Origin of the sequence: Geobacter metallireducens GS-15, assembly GCF_000012925.1 — a bacterium.
Taxonomy (GTDB): Bacteria; Desulfobacterota; Desulfuromonadia; order Geobacterales; family Geobacteraceae; genus Geobacter; species Geobacter metallireducens.
Map to the genome: position 1 here is coordinate 1549524 of NC_007517.1, position 15991 is coordinate 1565514.

12 protein-coding genes are annotated in these 15991 nt (G+C 60.5%); all 12 read left to right on the forward strand.

Going from position 1 to position 15991, the window contains the following annotated elements:
• Positions 1–24 precede the first annotated feature (24 nt).
• The 12 genes from GMET_RS06975 (at position 25) to GMET_RS07030 (ending at position 15942) form a co-directional block, all read left to right on the forward strand.
• Entirely contained in the window at positions 25–939 is a 915-nt protein-coding gene (locus GMET_RS06975) for a transporter (protein WP_004513123.1), read from the forward strand.
• Positions 940–1169: 230 nt separating this feature from the next.
• Positions 1170–3449, forward strand: coding sequence for a ribonuclease R (gene rnr / locus GMET_RS06980; protein ID WP_004513122.1), 2280 nt, complete (start codon positions 1170–1172; stop codon positions 3447–3449).
• Between the two features lie 253 nt (positions 3450–3702).
• Positions 3703–4563: a twin-arginine translocase subunit TatC gene (gene tatC, locus GMET_RS06985; RefSeq protein ID WP_004513121.1), complete on the forward strand. Its 861-nt coding sequence runs from the start codon at positions 3703–3705 to the stop codon at positions 4561–4563.
• 6 nt (positions 4564–4569) lie between these two features.
• Entirely contained in the window at positions 4570–5538 is a 969-nt protein-coding gene (locus GMET_RS06990) for a bifunctional riboflavin kinase/FAD synthetase (RefSeq protein WP_004513120.1), read from the forward strand.
• Positions 5535–6545, forward strand: a complete 1011-nt coding sequence (locus GMET_RS06995; protein WP_004513119.1) for a lysylphosphatidylglycerol synthase transmembrane domain-containing protein — start codon at positions 5535–5537, stop codon at positions 6543–6545. Before GMET_RS06990 ends, GMET_RS06995 begins: the two co-directional genes overlap by 4 nt.
• Positions 6545–7303 carry a class I SAM-dependent methyltransferase gene (locus tag GMET_RS07000; RefSeq protein ID WP_004513118.1) on the forward strand — a complete coding sequence of 253 codons (759 nt, stop codon included), beginning with the start codon at positions 6545–6547 and terminating at the stop codon, positions 7301–7303. The genes GMET_RS06995 and GMET_RS07000 overlap by 1 nt, the downstream gene beginning before the upstream one ends.
• 6 nt (positions 7304–7309) lie before the next feature.
• Positions 7310–9169, forward strand: a complete 1860-nt coding sequence (locus GMET_RS07005) for a glycosyltransferase family 117 protein (protein WP_004513117.1) — start codon at positions 7310–7312, stop codon at positions 9167–9169.
• Positions 9170–9172: 3 nt separating this feature from the next.
• Positions 9173–10033, forward strand: coding sequence for a shikimate dehydrogenase (gene aroE, locus GMET_RS07010; RefSeq protein ID WP_004513116.1), 861 nt, complete (start codon positions 9173–9175; stop codon positions 10031–10033).
• A 63-nt stretch (positions 10034–10096) separates the two neighbouring features.
• Complete coding sequence (gene pilB / locus GMET_RS07015) at positions 10097–11803, forward strand: type IV-A pilus assembly ATPase PilB (protein ID WP_004513115.1); 1707 nt, start codon at positions 10097–10099, stop codon at positions 11801–11803.
• Positions 11804–11942: 139 nt separating this feature from the next.
• A complete protein-coding gene (locus GMET_RS07020) occupies positions 11943–13040 on the forward strand; it encodes a type IV pilus twitching motility protein PilT (RefSeq protein ID WP_004513114.1) in 1098 nt (365 codons plus the stop codon).
• 31 nt (positions 13041–13071) lie between these two features.
• Complete coding sequence (locus tag GMET_RS07025; protein WP_004513113.1) at positions 13072–14289, forward strand: type II secretion system F family protein; 1218 nt, start codon at positions 13072–13074, stop codon at positions 14287–14289.
• 9 nt (positions 14290–14298) lie between these two features.
• The gene (locus GMET_RS07030) at positions 14299–15942 is read left to right on the forward strand and encodes a two-component system sensor histidine kinase NtrB (RefSeq protein WP_004513112.1); all 1644 of its coding nucleotides are present in this window, start codon (positions 14299–14301) and stop codon (positions 15940–15942) included.
• Positions 15943–15991 lie beyond the last annotated feature (49 nt).

The window sequence follows — 15991 nt, forward strand, 5'->3', positions numbered from 1 at the left end:
CACCCCAGATCAAAGGAGTACGTCATGAAATTCAGCAAGCGTATCATCCCGCTTTCCCTCGCGGCACTTTGTACCTGCGCCGGCCTTTCCTGGGGTGCTGATGCCCCTGCCGCCCCCAAGCCCTTCGGGCCGGCTATCTCCGCCTTCGGTCCTGCGGGAACAGGTTTCCCGGTGGGGAAGCTTGGAGTCCTTCTCAATTATCAGTATTGTGAAACCGACGGTATCCGCAAGGGCAGCAGTGAAATTAACGAAAATGTCAAGCTTACTAAGAATGTCGGGGTGGTGAAATTCCGCTATGGCATCACGGAAGGTCTTGACGTCCGCACGGCGACCCCCCTCTATACCGTTTACAAAAAAAATAAGCTTACCGGCACAGGGGAGCATCTGGGGTGGATCGGTGATACCGCCATTGCCCTGCACAAGGTGCTCATGAACCAGTCAAAGGGTTCGATGTTTGATCTGGCGGTAGACGTCGGCCTGGTCGTGCCGACAACTGATGTCAGCAGCAAAAGCATAGACTTCGTCGGCAACGGTGCCTGGGGCACCGGCGGCGCCGTCGGCCTTACCTACTCGACAGGTTCACACCGTCTCGACCAGGAGATTCATGTGTACACCTTTACCGAAGGGGCTCACGATTACAGGAAGCCTATGTACGTCCGGAGCACTACCGCCTGGGGCTACGCCGTGAACAACTATTTCGACATGGGAGCCGAGTCACAGTTCGACTGGAATGACGCTAGCGAGAAGAACGGCAAGAGCCAGAACGATACCAAGAACGAGTGGTACGCCGGGCCGAAGGTGGCGTTCAAGTACAAGCCTGCTGGATTCGCGGCGGGCTTGGCGGCCATGTTCCCCATGGTTCGCTGGTACGAGGCCAACACTCCCTCTGAGGGGTTCCGGATTGAGTTGAAACTGAGCAAGACGTTTGACTTGATGTGAGAACATGGTGGGCCGCTCCACCAACTCCGATTCCAGTAGGCTGAGCAGATGCCGTAACGCGACGACCGGATCAGCCTGCCGAATCCTGCCGATTCCCGTTGCTCTTCTTAAAAGGTCTGCAACAAGATCCTGCCCGCCACCGGACAGTAGTGAGTGCATATACGCATTGACTCCTGTGGCGCCCCTGTGCATAGTAGCCCCGTGCAACGGGTAACGGGAGAGGATTGATTATGAAACGGAATCGGGAAACGGTGCAGGCGGTGATCCGCGAGCGGGGCGGTTCTGCCCCTTTCCGGGAGCTGATGCTGGCTTTCGGGGTGACCAAGGGGGAGCGGCAGAGTTTCAAGGGGTTCGTGGACAAACTCGTCACTGACGGCCATCTCGTGCGACTCAGGGGAAACCGCTATGCCCTGGCCGATGGGGAGAATCTCGTGACCGGGCGGCTCACGTGCCACCCGGACGGCTACGGTTTCGTCATTCCCGAAGGGGGAGGGGACGACGTCTATATCCCGGCCCGGGCCCTTGCCGGGAGCATGCACGGTGACACGGTGGAGGTGCGGGTCGAGACCTTCAAGGCCGGCGGCAAGAAGGAGGGGCGGATCGTGCGGACCGTGACGCGGGGGCAAACCCGTGTCGTGGGGCGGTTCGAGCAACTCAAGGGATTCGGGGTCGTGGTTCCCGATGAAACCCGCATCAGCCAGCAGATTGTCATCTCTCAGCAGGGAATCGGTCGGGCCAAGGGGGGACAGACGGTCGTGGCCGAGATCACCGCCTACCCCACGGAGAAGCGCAGGCCCGAGGGGCGCATCGTGGAGGTGCTGGGGTGGCCCGACGACCCTGAAGTGGAAGTCCGGACCATTATCGCCAAGCACGGGCTCCCCTTCGAGTTCCCCGCCGAGGTGCTGGACGAGGCCCGGGCCGTTCCTCAGGCCATCGGGGAGAAGGATCTGCAGGGGCGTACCGATCTGCGGGAGATCGTGACCGTCACCATCGACGGCGAGACGGCCCGGGACTTCGACGATGCCGTGGCGGTCCGGAAGGAGCGGGGGGGGAACATCCGCCTCTGGGTCTCCATCGCCGATGTCTCCCATTACGTGAAGCCCGACGCGCCCCTGGACCGGGAGGCGTACCTGCGGGGGACCTCGGTCTACTTTCCCGACCGCTGTATCCCCATGCTCCCCGAGGAGCTTTCCAACGGCATCTGCTCCCTGAACCCCCGGGTGGAGCGGCTCACCATGACGGCGGAGATGCTCTTCACCCGCAGCGGCACCATGAAAGAGGCCACTTTCTACCCGAGCGTAATCAAAAGCGACGCCCGGCTCACCTACACCATTGTAAAAAAGATTCTCGTGGACGGCGATGCCGAGGCCATGGCGGCTCACCAGGAGCTGGTCCCTCACCTGGAAGTCATGCGGGAGTTGGCCCAGAGCCTCACGGAGAAGCGGCGTAAGCGGGGGAGCATCGACTTTGATCTCCCCGAGCCCCAGATTATCCTCGATCTCCAGGGGGAGACCGTCGACATCATCCAGGCCGAGCGGAACCTGGCCCACCGGATCATCGAGGAGTTCATGCTGGCCGCCAACGAGGCGGTTGCATCCCACATCGAGGCAAAGGGAATCCCCTCCCTCTACCGGGTCCACGAGCCCCCTGACCCGGCAAAGCTCATCGACTTCCAGGAGTTTATCTTCAATTTCGGCTTCCACTTCCGGATGGAGGGGGACCGGGTGGAGCCGGCGGAGATCCAGCGGCTTCTGGTGGAGACCGAGGGGACGCCGGAGGAGCGGATGATCAACCAGGTGCTCCTGCGGTGCATGAAGCAGGCCCGCTACAGTCACGAGAACCTGGGGCATTTCGGGCTTGCGGCCCGCTGTTACACCCACTTCACGTCCCCCATCCGCCGCTACCCTGACCTGGTCGTCCACCGCATCCTCAAGGCGCTCCTGGCCGGGAAGATTACCGACAAGGAGATCGCACGGCTGGAGACAACCCTCCCCGAAACGGCGGAGCAGACCAGCCGGCGGGAGCGGGTCGCCATGGAGGCGGAGCGGGAGATCGTGGCCCTCAAAAAGGCCCAGTTCATGCTCCAGAAGATCGGGGAGGACTTCGACGGCTACATCACCGGGGTCACGTCCTTCGGCCTTTTTGTGGAGCTGACGGAGATATTCGTGGAGGGGATGGTCCACATCTCCACCATGGGTGACGACTACTACCGCTATGTGGAGAAACAGCATTCCCTGGTGGGTGAGCGGACGAAGGAGACCTACCGGATCGGCGACAAGGTGCGGGTGACCGTGGCGGCGGTGAGCATCGAGAAGAAGCAGGTCGAGTTCGTGCTGGCCGGGCTTCATGAGCGGCGGCCCGGTGCCTCGTCGCCGCCGGGGTCGGAGGAGTACCCGCGGATTGCCGTCACGGGGAAGCGCCCCCGGGTTCTTGAAGAGCGACGACGCCAGTCGAAGGGAGATAAGAAGGGAAGCGGCAAGGGGAAGGGGCCACGCGGGAGGCGCCGGTAAACCCGGATATTCCATCAGACGGTGCGAAGCGCCTGCACGAGCCCTGCCGGACGCTTTCCGGCATCTTGCCGCCCGTTATCCTCACCAATAGCCCTGCTATTGCCTCGTCAAACGGACGCCAATCCGTTCGGAAATCGCCTCGGCAGCATCTCGTGCCCTGATGAAAAATCCGGGTTAAAGAGTGTTGCGCCCTTTCGCAGTGCTGTGCTAGTCTTGACCGGATTTACTTTCGTTTCAAAGGGATAGAACTTTAATGAGCGAAGAGAACGGGAAAGTCCTGCCCTTTCTGGAGCATCTGGCCGAGCTCCGCAAGCGGCTCATCATCATAATCGTCACGGTCGTCATCGGCATGGGCCTCGCCTGGAACCTATCCGGCGACGTCCTCCACTTCGTCACCAAGCCGATCACCGGCAAGACGTACCTGACCGACATCAAGAAGCAGGTCTACCAGGAGGTGGGGAAGCGGTGGCCCGCCGCCTACCAGCAGTTCGATCTGGGCAAAGAGGTGGCTGCCGCCCCCAAGGAACGCAAGCTCAACTACAGCGCTCCCCTGGAGCCTTTTTTCGTCCAGTGCAAAATCTCGATCATCGCCGGTTTCATCCTGGCGCTTCCCATCGTCTTCTACCAGCTCTGGCTCTTCATCGCGCCGGGGCTCACCCGCAAGGAGAAGCGGCTGGTGGTTCCCTTCGTGACGGTGAGCTCCATCAGCTTTTGTGTCGGAGCGCTCTTTTTCCTGGTGATCATCTGGCCGGTCATCATCAACTTCTCCCTCTCCTACGAGGCTGAGGGGCTCAACAGCCTTTTCAACATGAGCGCCTACGTCAACTTCTGTCTCCGGTTGATTTTGCTGTTCGGCCTCATTTTCGACCTCCCTGTCCTGTTGCTCCTGCTGTCCCGCTTCGGGGTCGTGACCTATTCCTTCCTGGCCCGCAACCGGCGCTACGCGCTCCTGGCCAGTTCCATTGTCGCCGCATTCCATGCGGACCTCATCACCATGTTTGTCATCATGGTCCCCCTCTACGGGATGTACGAGATCGGCGTCTGGCTCGTGTTCCTTTTCGGCAAGAGAAAGCCCGCCCCGGCAGAAGCCGAGGCCGGCGGGGAGGGGGAGTAACGCGCCATGCACATATTCAGGAGCATTGAAGAGATAGCGGAGAAGCTTCCCAATGCCGTGGTAACCATTGGCAACTTCGACGGGGTTCACCTGGGGCACCGGGAGATCTTCCGGCGGGTTAAGCGGGAGGCGGCGGCCATTGGCGGCGTGTCCCTGGTCATCACCTTCATTCCCCACCCCATTAAGATGCTGGGAGTGAAGAAAGGGTTCCGCCTGATCAGTACCTATGCCGAGAAGGAGACCCTCCTGGAGGCATCGGGGATCGACTATCTCCTGATCATTCCCTTCACCGGGGAGTTCGCCTCCATCAGTGCCGAGCGGTTCGTGCGGGATATCCTCGTGGGGACCATCGGGGTCCGCAAGCTCATCATCGGGTATGACTATGCCTTCGGCAAAAACCGCCAAGGGGATGTGACGATGCTCCGCCGCATGGGGGAAGAGTTGGGCTTCACGGTGGACATGCTCGAACCGATAACCTCCGGCGACCTCGTCTACAGCAGCACCGCTGTGCGGCAGATGGTCGCCGAGGGTGATGTGCGGGGGGTGGTCCGGCTCCTGGGGCGCCATTTCTCCGTGGGGGGAACGGTGGTCCACGGCCGTCAGCGGGGGAAGGGGCTTGGGTTTCCGACCGCAAATCTCCAGACCGACAAGGAGCTGATTCCCAAACCCGGCGTCTACGCCGTAAAGGTGAAGGTCGAAGAGACCACCTATGACGGGGCGTGCAATATCGGCGACAACCCCACTTTCGGCAACGGGAGCCTCTCCATCGAGGTGTTCATCTTCGATTTCGACGGAGATATCTACGGGCGCGAGGTGCGGCTCTACTTCGTGGACCGGATCAGGGACGAGGTGACGTTTCCCAATCCCCAGGTCCTCCAGGAGGCCATCGCCCGTGACGTGGCGCGGTGCCGGGAGCTTTTGCGCGACGTTGCCATCATCGAGTACCAGGAGTACCTGGCAGAGGAAGCCCCGTGACCGCTCTCGCCGGCGACAAACGCCTCTGGCTCGGGATCGGGGTCAGTATTGCCCTGCTGGCGCTCCTCTTCCGCTCCGTCGACCCGGCGGAACTCATCCGGGCCTTTCGGGGGATCCAGGGAATCTGGCTCGTCCCCGCCGTTGTCTTTACCTTCCTCAGCTACCTCATGAGGGCGGTCCGCTGGAAGTACCTCCTCTCACCCCTCAAGCAGACCTCCTTCCCAAACCTTGTCTCCGCAACCCTTATCGGGTACATGGCCAACAACCTCCTGCCGGCCCGGCTCGGGGAGCTGGTGCGGGCCTACGTTCTCGGAGAGCAGGAGGGGATCGGCACGGGGGCGGTGGTGGCGACCCTGGTCATCGACCGGCTGGCCGACGGTTTCACGGTGCTCCTTCTGCTGGTGACGGCCGTCTTCACTCTGCGTCTTCCGCCGGGGAGCGAAGCGGCCCAGCAGGGGCTCGTGGCGGGGGGGTACATCACCCTCGGGCTCTACCTGGCGGTCGTGGTCTTCCTGGTCCTCCTGAGGCGGAACACCATGGGGACCATCCGGCTCCTTGAGCGGCTTCTGAGGCCTTTTCCCGGTAAAATTGCCGAGAAGGTCATCCCCTTTCTCGGGGCGTTCATCGACGGGGCGCGGATTACCCCCCACTGGAGGGAGCGGCTGGCCCTTGTGGCCTCGTCACTCGTCATCTGGGGGTTCGCGGTTTTCCCCATCCATTGCGTGCTCAAGGCCTTCGGGCTGAATTTTCCCATCCCTGTTTCGCTTTTTATCATGGTTCTCCTCGTTTTCGCCGTCATGGTCCCGGCCTCTCCCGGTTTCGTGGGGACCTACCACGCCGCGTGCGTGTACGGATTACTCGCCCTGGGGGTGCCGAGAGGGATGGCCTTGAGTGTGGCCATTGTCATTCATGGAATAAATTTTTTCCCCGTCATCGTTGTGGGACTTGCCTGCCTCTGGCGGGAGAACCTGTCGCTCTCGGCCCTTAGCAAGAAGGCGGTGCGGTGATGGAGCACAGGCTCGCGTGGTATCCCACCCCCAGCTACCTGGTGAAGCGGAAGGCTATCGTTGAGTTTCTGGAGAAGGTGCCGGTGCGGCGGGTCCTTGAAGTGGGGTGCGGCGCCGGCGACCTTCTCCGGTTTCTTGCAGGGCGTGGTTACGCTGGTGTTGGGATCGACCTTTCGGCCGAAGCGGTGGCAGCGGCCCGGGCGATTGCGGACCTGTCCCGCTTTCGCGTGGAGCAGGCCGAGGTTGACGATGTGTCGGGAATCTTCGAGGTTGTGATTGCCTCGGAAGTCCTTGAGCACTGTCTCGATGACGTGGCTTTCCTCCGGAAGCTCCGCCGGAAGACGGCGGAAGGCGGGCGCCTGATTCTGACGGTGCCGGCCCGCATGGCCAAGTGGGGTGCCAATGACGAGTTGTGCGGCCATTTACGCCGCTACGAGCGGGAGGAACTTCGAGCACGGCTTGTGGAAGCAGGATTTGAACCCCTCACCGTCGTTTCCTACGGGGTGCCGATTTACAATTTGATGAAGCCATTTTACGATCGGGCCGTTGTGGGGAAGGTGACAGAGGTGGAGCTGCTGGAGAGACGGACTGAAAAGAGTGGCGGGATGCGGTTGCTGCCGAGGCTCGGCGGACTCTTCGCACTTCTCTTTAACGACGTGACCATGTACCCGTTTTACCTTATTCAAAGGCTCTTTTACCGAACCGATCTCGGTAACGGTTATGTGGCGGTTGCTCTGAATCCGCGTGGAGAGGGGTAGACGGCGATGTTTTCATCTTTTTTTAGACGGGTTGATCCCTTTGCGGTGCTGGCAGTGACAGTACCGCTCGCCATCTATCTCCTGACCCTCGCCCCGTCGGTCACCTTTTTCGACAGCGGCGAATTCATCACCGCTATCCATTCCCTCGGCACAGCCCATTCGCCGGGCTATCCCTTCTTCGTCAACTACGCCAAACCGTTCACCTGGCTCCCCTTCGGGAACATCGCCTTCCGCGTCAATATCGCCACGGCGGTTTCGGCGGCTGCAGCCTGCTATGGAGCGTACCTTCTGGTGCTGGTCATGCTTCCCGGCGGGGATGCCGACGGCGCTGCGATGCCGCGCTACGTTGCCCGGGGATGCGCCCTCGCCGCGGCCCTGGCCTTTGCCTTCTCGGCCCGCCTCTGGCTCCAGTCGAACCATGACAAGCCCTATCCCCTGGTCTCGTTCATCGTCGCCGTGGTTTTCTGGGCGCTGCTCCGCTTCCGTACGCGCTACGACGAAGGGGAGGAATGTCCCCACTACGTCTATCTCGGGGCATTCCTCTGCGGACTTGCCACCGGCGCCCACCAGACAATCATCCTCATGCTGCCGTCCTTTGCCTGGCTCATTATCTCCAAGGATTGGCGGCTCCTGGGGAGGGTAAAGGAATTCCTCATCGCCGTCGCCTTTGGCCTGCTCGGGTTTGCCATCCAGCTTCATATGCCGGTTCGAGCCTTGAAGAATCCTCTCCTCAACTGGGGAGATCCCCGGACATTGGATCAATTTCTCTGGAATCTGCTCCGCAAGGGATATCCCAGCGACCCTCCAGTTCGGGATCTGACGCTACTCTGGCAACAACTGTGCGCCTTCAACGTGCCGTCGGAGTTTACCTGGGTGGGAATCGGCCTCCTGGTGCTGGGGCTTGTGGTCAGTTGCCGGAGGCGGCGGGATGAGGTGATTGCCTACTTTCTCGGTATCGGCACCTCGCTTGTTGTCATCGTGGGTCACTTTAATGCGCAGGCTGACCTGATCTTCCTTACCGAAGAGTTTTTCACCCCCCTCTATCTTCTCTCCGCCGTTTTCATCGGGGTGGGACTGTTCTGGCTTCTGCGGCGGGCCGTCGACAGTATTCAAGTCGAAAAATTGACGTCGGTGCCGATAAAGGTACTCGTCCTGGTTTTTACCCTGATGCTCCCTGGGACCATCTGCGCCCTCAACTACTACGAGAACGACCAGCATGACAATTATGTGGCCTTCGACTACGCCACGAATACCTTCCGGTCGCTCCCACATAATACCGCTCTATTCACCTGGGGGGACAGCGGCGCCTTCCCTCTCTGGTATCTCCAGGGGGTCGAACGGATGCGGGAGGACCTGGATCTGCTCCACACGCCACATCTGGTCTTCCGGTGGTATCTGGATGCCTTTCCCCACCTCTTCGGCCAGAGCATGCTGCGGGCCGTGCCCGAAGACGCCCAGTCGGCCGAGTCGGCCCTGAAGATGGCAGTGGCCGAACAGATTGGTCGCAGGCCGGTCTTTATCGATTTCTCCACCCGCTACTCGCTCCCCTTTGCCGAGTACGGCATGCAGCAGCGGGGGATTGCCTACCGCCTGATCCAGGGAGGGAAGGATACGGTCTACCCCCCTGACCTCTCTGTCTGGGGTCTCTACAGCAGCCGGGGCTACACGAGCCAGATGGGGTTCCGGGATCTCGACACGGGGAAGGCAATCCTGATCTATGCCATGGCAAGGCTTGAGGGGGGAGAGATTTTGCTGCGGACGGGATACCGTTCCCCGGGGGTGGAAGAACTGCGCCTGGCCGCCGCCATCGCGCCAGAACTGAGGGGTCAGGTGGAGCAGATGCTCGGCGCGTACGGGGTGAGGTGAGCCATGGATATCACGGGAAAGACACGGGTGCTTGGCATTATCGGCTGGCCGGTGGCCCATTCCCTGTCGCCGCTCATGCAGAACGCCGCCCTGGAGGCCATGGGGCTCGACTGGATCTACGTTCCCTTCGCCGTGCGCCCGGAAGACCTCGCCAGTGCCGTGGCGGGACTCAGGACCCTTGGCGTTTCCGGATTCAACGTGACCATCCCCCACAAGACCGCCATCATCCCCCTTCTTGACCGTATTACCCCCGAGGCGCGCCTCATGGGGGCGGTCAACACGGTGAAACGGGAAGGGGATGATCTTGTGGGTTACAATACCGACGGTGAGGGCTTCATCCGGTCCCTGGCGGAAGACCTCGGGTTTGTCCCGGCCGGAAGGCGCATCCTTGTCCTGGGAGCTGGGGGAGCGGCCCGGGCTGCTGTGGCATCACTGGCCCGGGGAGGGGCCGCTACCGTCATGATTGCCAACCGGAGCGTGGCCAGGGGGGAGGAGCTGGTGGAAGCATTTCAAGGTGTGTTTGGCGGCACGCAATTTGCTGCAATGCCTCTCGATATCCCCCTGATCAATGCAGAAGTCCAAAATTTTGACTTGCTCGTTAATACCACGTCCGTGGGGATGGGGGAAACCGCATTCGAAGGGCTCGATATCTCGCGCATGAACCCCGCTGCTTCCGTGTACGACATGGTCTATGCCCCCTGGGAAACACCGCTTCTTGCCGAGGCATCCCGGGGGGGGAGGCGGTGCGCGAACGGGATCGGCATGCTTGTGGCGCAGGGTGAGTGCGCCCTTGCCATCTGGACCGGCATGGAGCCGCCACCCGGCATCATGAGGAGACGTGTTCTGGCAGCCCTGAAGCGCTAACCACTTCTTGACATTGGGGTTTTGCCACCCTACCATTACGGCGACTTTTTCCGCGGAGAATCTATGCAGGCCAGCAGACTGGGAGAACTCCTGGTTCGAAATAACGTCATCACCAAAGAGCAGCTCGCCAAGGCCCTTGAGGAGCAGAAGAGCGCAGACGGGCAGCAGCGCCTCGGCTCCATTCTCATCAAGAACGGTCTCATCTCCGAACCTGATCTTACCTCGTTCCTTTCCAAGCAGTACGGTGTTCCCTCCATCAACCTGAGCGAATTCGAGGCCGAGCAGGCGGTCGTCAAGATCATCCCCGCCGATGTGGCCCAGAAGTACCAGATCGTCCCGGTGAACAGGGCCGGTTCCACCCTGATCATCGCCATGGCCGACCCATCCAATATCTTCGCCATCGATGACATCAAGTTCATGACCGGCTACAACGTGGAGGTGGTGGTGGCCTCCGAGTCGGCCATCAAGGCGGCCATCGACAAGTACTACGACCAGTCTGCGTCCCTGGCCGATGTCATGGGCGACCTGGAGATGGACGATCTCGAGGTGATCGACACCGACGACGAGGTGGATGTATCGTCCCTGGAGCGGGCCACCGAAGACGCTCCGGTCGTGAAGCTCGTGAACCTGATCCTGACCGACGCCATCAAGCGGAAGGCCAGCGATATCCATATCGAGCCCTACGAGCGGTCGTTCCGGGTCCGTTACCGGATTGACGGGGTCCTCTACGAGGTGATGAAACCCCCCCTGAAGCTCAAGAACGCCATCACATCCCGAATCAAGATCATGGCCGAGCTGGACATCGCCGAACGGCGCCTCCCCCAGGACGGCCGGATCAAGATTAAGCTTGGCGGCGGCCAGGACATGGACTACAGGGTATCGGTTCTTCCGACCCTCTTCGGGGAGAAGGTAGTCCTGCGGCTCCTGGATAAGTCGAACTTGCAGCTGGACATGACCAAGCTGGGTTACGAGCCCGATGCGCTCCACTATTTCAAGGAGGCGATCCACAAGCCCTTCGGCATGGTGCTCGTCACCGGTCCCACGGGGAGCGGCAAGACGGTCTCCCTATACTCGGCCTTGGGAGAGCTCAACAAGACCACTGAAAACATCTCCACTGCCGAAGACCCGGTAGAGTTCAACTTTGCCGGCATCAACCAGGTGCAGATGCACGAGGATATCGGCCTCAACTTCGCCGCTGCTCTCCGCTCATTTCTGCGCCAGGACCCTGACATTATCATGATCGGCGAGATCCGTGACTTCGAGACCGCCGAGATCGCCATCAAGGCGGCCCTCACCGGGCACCTGGTCCTCTCCACCCTTCACACCAACGATGCCCCGGCCACCATCAACCGCCTCCTCAACATGGGGGTCGAGCCGTTCCTGGTGGCGTCGGCCGTGAACCTGATTACCGCCCAGCGTCTTGCCCGCCGGGTCTGCTCCGAGTGCAAACAGCCGGAAGAGATCCCGATCCAGGCCCTCATCGATGCCGGTGTTTCCCCCGACGAGGCGCCGAGCTACGTCTGCTACAAGGGGACCGGCTGCGTCAAGTGCAACAACACCGGCTACAAGGGACGGGTTGGCTTCTATCAGGTCATGCCGATGCTGGAGGAGATCCGGGAGTTGATCCTTAACGGCGCCAATACCGCGGAGATCAAGCGGGAGTCCATGAGGCTCGGGATCAAGACCATGCGCCAGTCGGGGCTTACCAAGCTGAAAGAGGGCGTTACGTCCTTTGAGGAGGTGCTGCGGGTCACCGTGGCCGACGATTAAACACAATGTCATATTTGAGCGATCACGGCGTTGGCTCGGTCTCGGCTTCCTCAGCGTACTCTCAGTACGCCTCCGGAGCCTCAACCTCGCCGCCTTGTGCTCATCTCACATCTGACATTGTGGAATGGAGAACACCATAATGGCCAACATGCATCAGCTGCTCACGGAGCTCGTCAATCGTGGAGGGTCGGACCTCCATCTCACCACCAACTCTCCTCCCCAGATCCGGATCGACGGGAAACTGCTGCCCCTCGACATGCCACCCCTGAATGCGGTCGATACGAAGCAGCTCTGCTACAGCATCCTTACCGAGCAGCAGAAGCACAAGTTCGAGGAGAACAACGAGTTGGACCTCTCCTTCGGCATCAAGGGACTGTCACGTTTCAGGGGTAACGTCTTTGTCCAGCGGGGGGCCGTGGCCGGGGTGTTCCGGGTTATTCCCTACAAGATCCTCTCCTTCGAGGAACTGGGGCTCCCGCCGGTGGTGAGGGAGTTGGCCGAGAAGCCCCGGGGCCTTGTCCTCGTCACCGGTCCCACCGGCAGCGGCAAGTCCACGACCCTGGCCGCCATTATCGACAAGATCAACACCGACCGCCACGAGCACATCGTCACCGTCGAGGATCCCATCGAGTACCTCCACCCCCACAAGAGCTGCGTGGTGAATCAGCGGGAGGTGGGAGCCGACACCAAGAGCTTCAAAAACGCCCTCAAGTACATCCTCCGCCAGGACCCGGACGTGGTTCTCGTGGGGGAACTCCGGGACCTGGAGACCATCGAGGCGGCCCTGACCCTGGCCGAAACCGGTCACCTCTGCTTTGCCACGCTCCATACGAACTCCGCGGTCCAGACCATCAACCGGATCGTGGATGTGTTCCCCTCCTACCAGCAGCCCCAGGTTCGCGCCCAGCTTTCCTTTGTCCTCGAAGGTGTTCTCTCCCAAACCCTTCTTCCCAAAGCCAGCGGCACGGGGAGGGTGCTCGCCATCGAGGTCATGGTGCCGAACCCGGCCATCCGCAACCTGATCCGCGAGGACAAGATCCATCAGATCTACTCCCAGATGCAGGTGGGGCAGGAGAAGTTCGGCATGATGACCATGAACCAGTGTCTGTACGGCCTGTTGCAGAAGCGGCACATCACCATGGACGTCGGCATGGGGCGCTCGCCTGATCCCGACGAGCTCAAGCAGATGCTTACCAGCGGTGTGCGGCCCCAGGCGCCGCGCCCCCCCATGAGATAAACAGGATTCGGAAGGAAGCAGGAGGATAGCAATGCCGAAATTCAGTTGGGAAGCGCGAAGCAGGACCGGAGCGGCTCAGAAGGGGGTCATGGAGGCCGCGAGCGCGGCTGCCGTGGAAGCACAGCTCAAGAAGTTCGGGTTTGGCTCCATCTCCGTGAAGGAGGAGGGAAAAGGGCTCAGCATGGAGCTGAAGCTCCCCGGCTTCGGGAAGAAGGTGGAGACGAAGGATCTCGTCATCTTCACCCGGCAGTTCGCCACCATGATTGATTCGGGCCTGCCGCTGGTCCAGTGCCTCGATATTCTCTCCAGCCAGCAGGAGAACGCGACCTTCAAGGAAGTTCTCATCAAGGTGAAAGAGACGGTGGAGGGGGGCTCCACCTTTGCCGATGCCCTGTCGAAGCACCCCAAGGTCTTCGACCAGCTCTTCGTGAACCTGGTTGCCGCCGGCGAGGTGGGGGGTATCCTCGATACCATCCTCAACCGTCTCGCCGCCTACATCGAAAAGGCCATGAAGCTCAAGAAGCAGATCAAGGGGGCCATGGTCTATCCGGCCACCATCATGACCATTGCCATCGGCGTAGTGGCGGTCATCCTGATCTTCGTCATTCCCACTTTTGCCAAGATGTTCGCCGATTTTGGGGGAGAGTTGCCGGGAGCCACCAAATTCGTCATTGCCCTCAGCAACTTTGTGGTGAAGTACATCCTCCTCATCATCGGACTCATCTTCGCCGTGGTTGTGGCCATCAAGAAGTACTACGCCACGCCGAACGGGAAGAAGACCCTGGACACCCTCGCCCTCAAGGCCCCCATTGCCGGCCCCCTCATCCGGAAGGTTTCGGTGGCCCGCTTTACTCGTACCCTCGGCACCCTCATCTCCAGCGGCGTGCCGATCATGGACGGGCTTGAGATCGTTGCCAAAACCGCCGGCAACAAGGTGGTGGAGGAGGCGGTCTACAAGGTGAGGAGTTCCATCGCCGAAGGTAAGACCATGGCCGAACCGCTCCAGGAGTGCGGCGTCTTTCCCCCCATGGTGGTCCAGATGATCTCCGTCGGTGAGGCCACCGGCGCCATGGACGCCATGCTGAGCAAGATCGCCGACTTCTACGACGACGAGGTGGACGATGCCGTGAGCGCCCTCACGGCCCTCATGGAGCCGATGCTCATGGTGTTCCTCGGCACCACCGTGGGGGGCCTTGTCATCGCCATGTACCTGCCGATTTTCAAGCTGGCCGGAACCGTCGGCGGTTAGCCGGAGCCGATGTACAGAGAACGGCTCGTATGGTTCATCCTTGCCCGGGTGGTGGTGGTTTCCCTCTTTCTTTTCTCCACCATTGTCCTGCGCGCGCGGGGGACCGGCACCCTCGGCGAACAGGCCCTTGACGGCATAACCGCCATCCTGGTTGCCACCTACGGCTTCTCCATCCTGTTGCTCCTGATTCTCAAGCTGGCAAAGGGATACCAGCTACCCCTCACCTATGCGCAGATCATCTGGGACATCCTTTTCGTCACGGGGCTTATTCTCTATACGGGAGGAATTTCCAGCCCCTTCTCGTTTCTCTATCTGCTGGCGATCATCAGTGCCAGCGTCCTTCTGGCGCGTCGGGAGGCCTTTTATACGGCATCGCTCTGCTCCATCGTCTACGGCGGGATCATCGATCTGCAGTATTACGGGCAACTGGTATCCATTGGGCTGGGCCCCCTCGTGGCCCAGCGATATGGCACCAACTATATCTTCTATACGATCTTCATCAATATTGTAGCCTTCTTCCTGACCGCGCTCCTGACAGGGTATCTGGCCGAGCGGGCCAGGGAAAGCGAGACGGAACTTGAAAAACGGGCCATTGATTACGAGGAACTGGAACGCCTCAACAGCTCCATAGTCTCCAACCTCACCAGTGGCCTTCTGACCGTTACCGCCGAGGGGCGCATCCGGGTCTTCAACCACTACGCCGAGACCTTTACCGGCATCACTCAGGAGGATGCCTACGACCGGGACCTCTATGACATCTTTCCGGGATTCCGCCTCTACGAGGGGAACCTCTCCAATGTTAAGCGGGGAGTCTTCGAATTGCTGGCGAAAAACGGCCGCAAGCTCATTGTCGGGTTCAATAGCGTGCCCCTTACCGGCAAGGAGGGGGAGAGCGCGGGGACGCTCATCAATTTCCAGAACCTGACCCAGATAAAACGGATGGAGGAGAATCTCAAGCGGGCCGACCGTCTTGCTGTCATCGGGGAACTCTCGGCCCGCATGGCCCATGAGATCCGAAATCCTTTGGCAGCCATCAGCGGATCGGCTCAACTCATCGCCCAGGGAGACGGGATTCCCGAGGCCGACCGTGAACTCTTTGCCATTGTCCTGCGGGAAGCTGACCGGCTTAATGGCCTCATAACCGATTTTCTCGCCTATGCCCGACCCAGCCAGCCGGAGAAGGGACCGGTCAACCTGACCGATCTTGTTGGAGAGATCGTATCCCTTGTGACACCGGACCGGCGTTTCGAACAAGTCAGGATTATCAACCGTGTGGAACCGGATTTTACCCTTCCGATTGATCCGGACCAGTTTCGGCAGGTCTTCTGGAACCTGTTCGTGAATGCGGCCGAGGCGATGAGCGAGGGGGGGACGATCACTGTTGATGCGGAACGGATCGACGAGATCCGCTCTGATGGCGAACCGCGGAGCGCTTACCGGATAACCGTTGCCGATGACGGTTCCGGCATGAACCAGGAAACCATTTCCAGGATTTTCGAGCCGTTTTACACCAGCAAGGCGAGCGGAACCGGCCTTGGCCTTGCCACCGTTTACCGCATCATCGAAGCCCACGGCGGCAGGATTACCGTGGAAAGCGCGGAAGGAACCGGAACCATATTCATCATATTTATTCCCGTCCAGAGAAATTACTGAGCAGCAAAGACTCGTTCAATAGCCCATCTAACCGTCAGGGAGAGACGTC

Excerpts from the sequence above, each read along its gene's own strand:
- GMET_RS07005 (WP_004513117.1), top strand. The coding sequence starts at position 7,310 with ATGTTTTCATCTTTTTTTAGACGGGTTGATCCCTTTGCGGTGCTGGCA.
- rnr (WP_004513122.1), top strand. The coding sequence starts at position 1,170 with ATGAAACGGAATCGGGAAACGGTGCAGGCGGTGATCCGCGAGCGGGGC.
- GMET_RS07020 (WP_004513114.1), top strand. The coding sequence starts at position 11,943 with ATGGCCAACATGCATCAGCTGCTCACGGAGCTCGTCAATCGTGGAGGG.
- GMET_RS06975 (WP_004513123.1), top strand. The coding sequence starts at position 25 with ATGAAATTCAGCAAGCGTATCATCCCGCTTTCCCTCGCGGCACTTTGT.
- GMET_RS06990 (WP_004513120.1), top strand. The coding sequence starts at position 4,570 with ATGCACATATTCAGGAGCATTGAAGAGATAGCGGAGAAGCTTCCCAAT.
- aroE (WP_004513116.1), top strand. The coding sequence starts at position 9,173 with ATGGATATCACGGGAAAGACACGGGTGCTTGGCATTATCGGCTGGCCG.
- GMET_RS07000 (WP_004513118.1), top strand. The coding sequence starts at position 6,545 with ATGGAGCACAGGCTCGCGTGGTATCCCACCCCCAGCTACCTGGTGAAG.
- GMET_RS07025 (WP_004513113.1), top strand. The coding sequence starts at position 13,072 with ATGCCGAAATTCAGTTGGGAAGCGCGAAGCAGGACCGGAGCGGCTCAG.
- GMET_RS07030 (WP_004513112.1), top strand. The coding sequence starts at position 14,299 with ATGTACAGAGAACGGCTCGTATGGTTCATCCTTGCCCGGGTGGTGGTG.
- tatC (WP_004513121.1), top strand. The coding sequence starts at position 3,703 with ATGAGCGAAGAGAACGGGAAAGTCCTGCCCTTTCTGGAGCATCTGGCC.
- pilB (WP_004513115.1), top strand. The coding sequence starts at position 10,097 with ATGCAGGCCAGCAGACTGGGAGAACTCCTGGTTCGAAATAACGTCATC.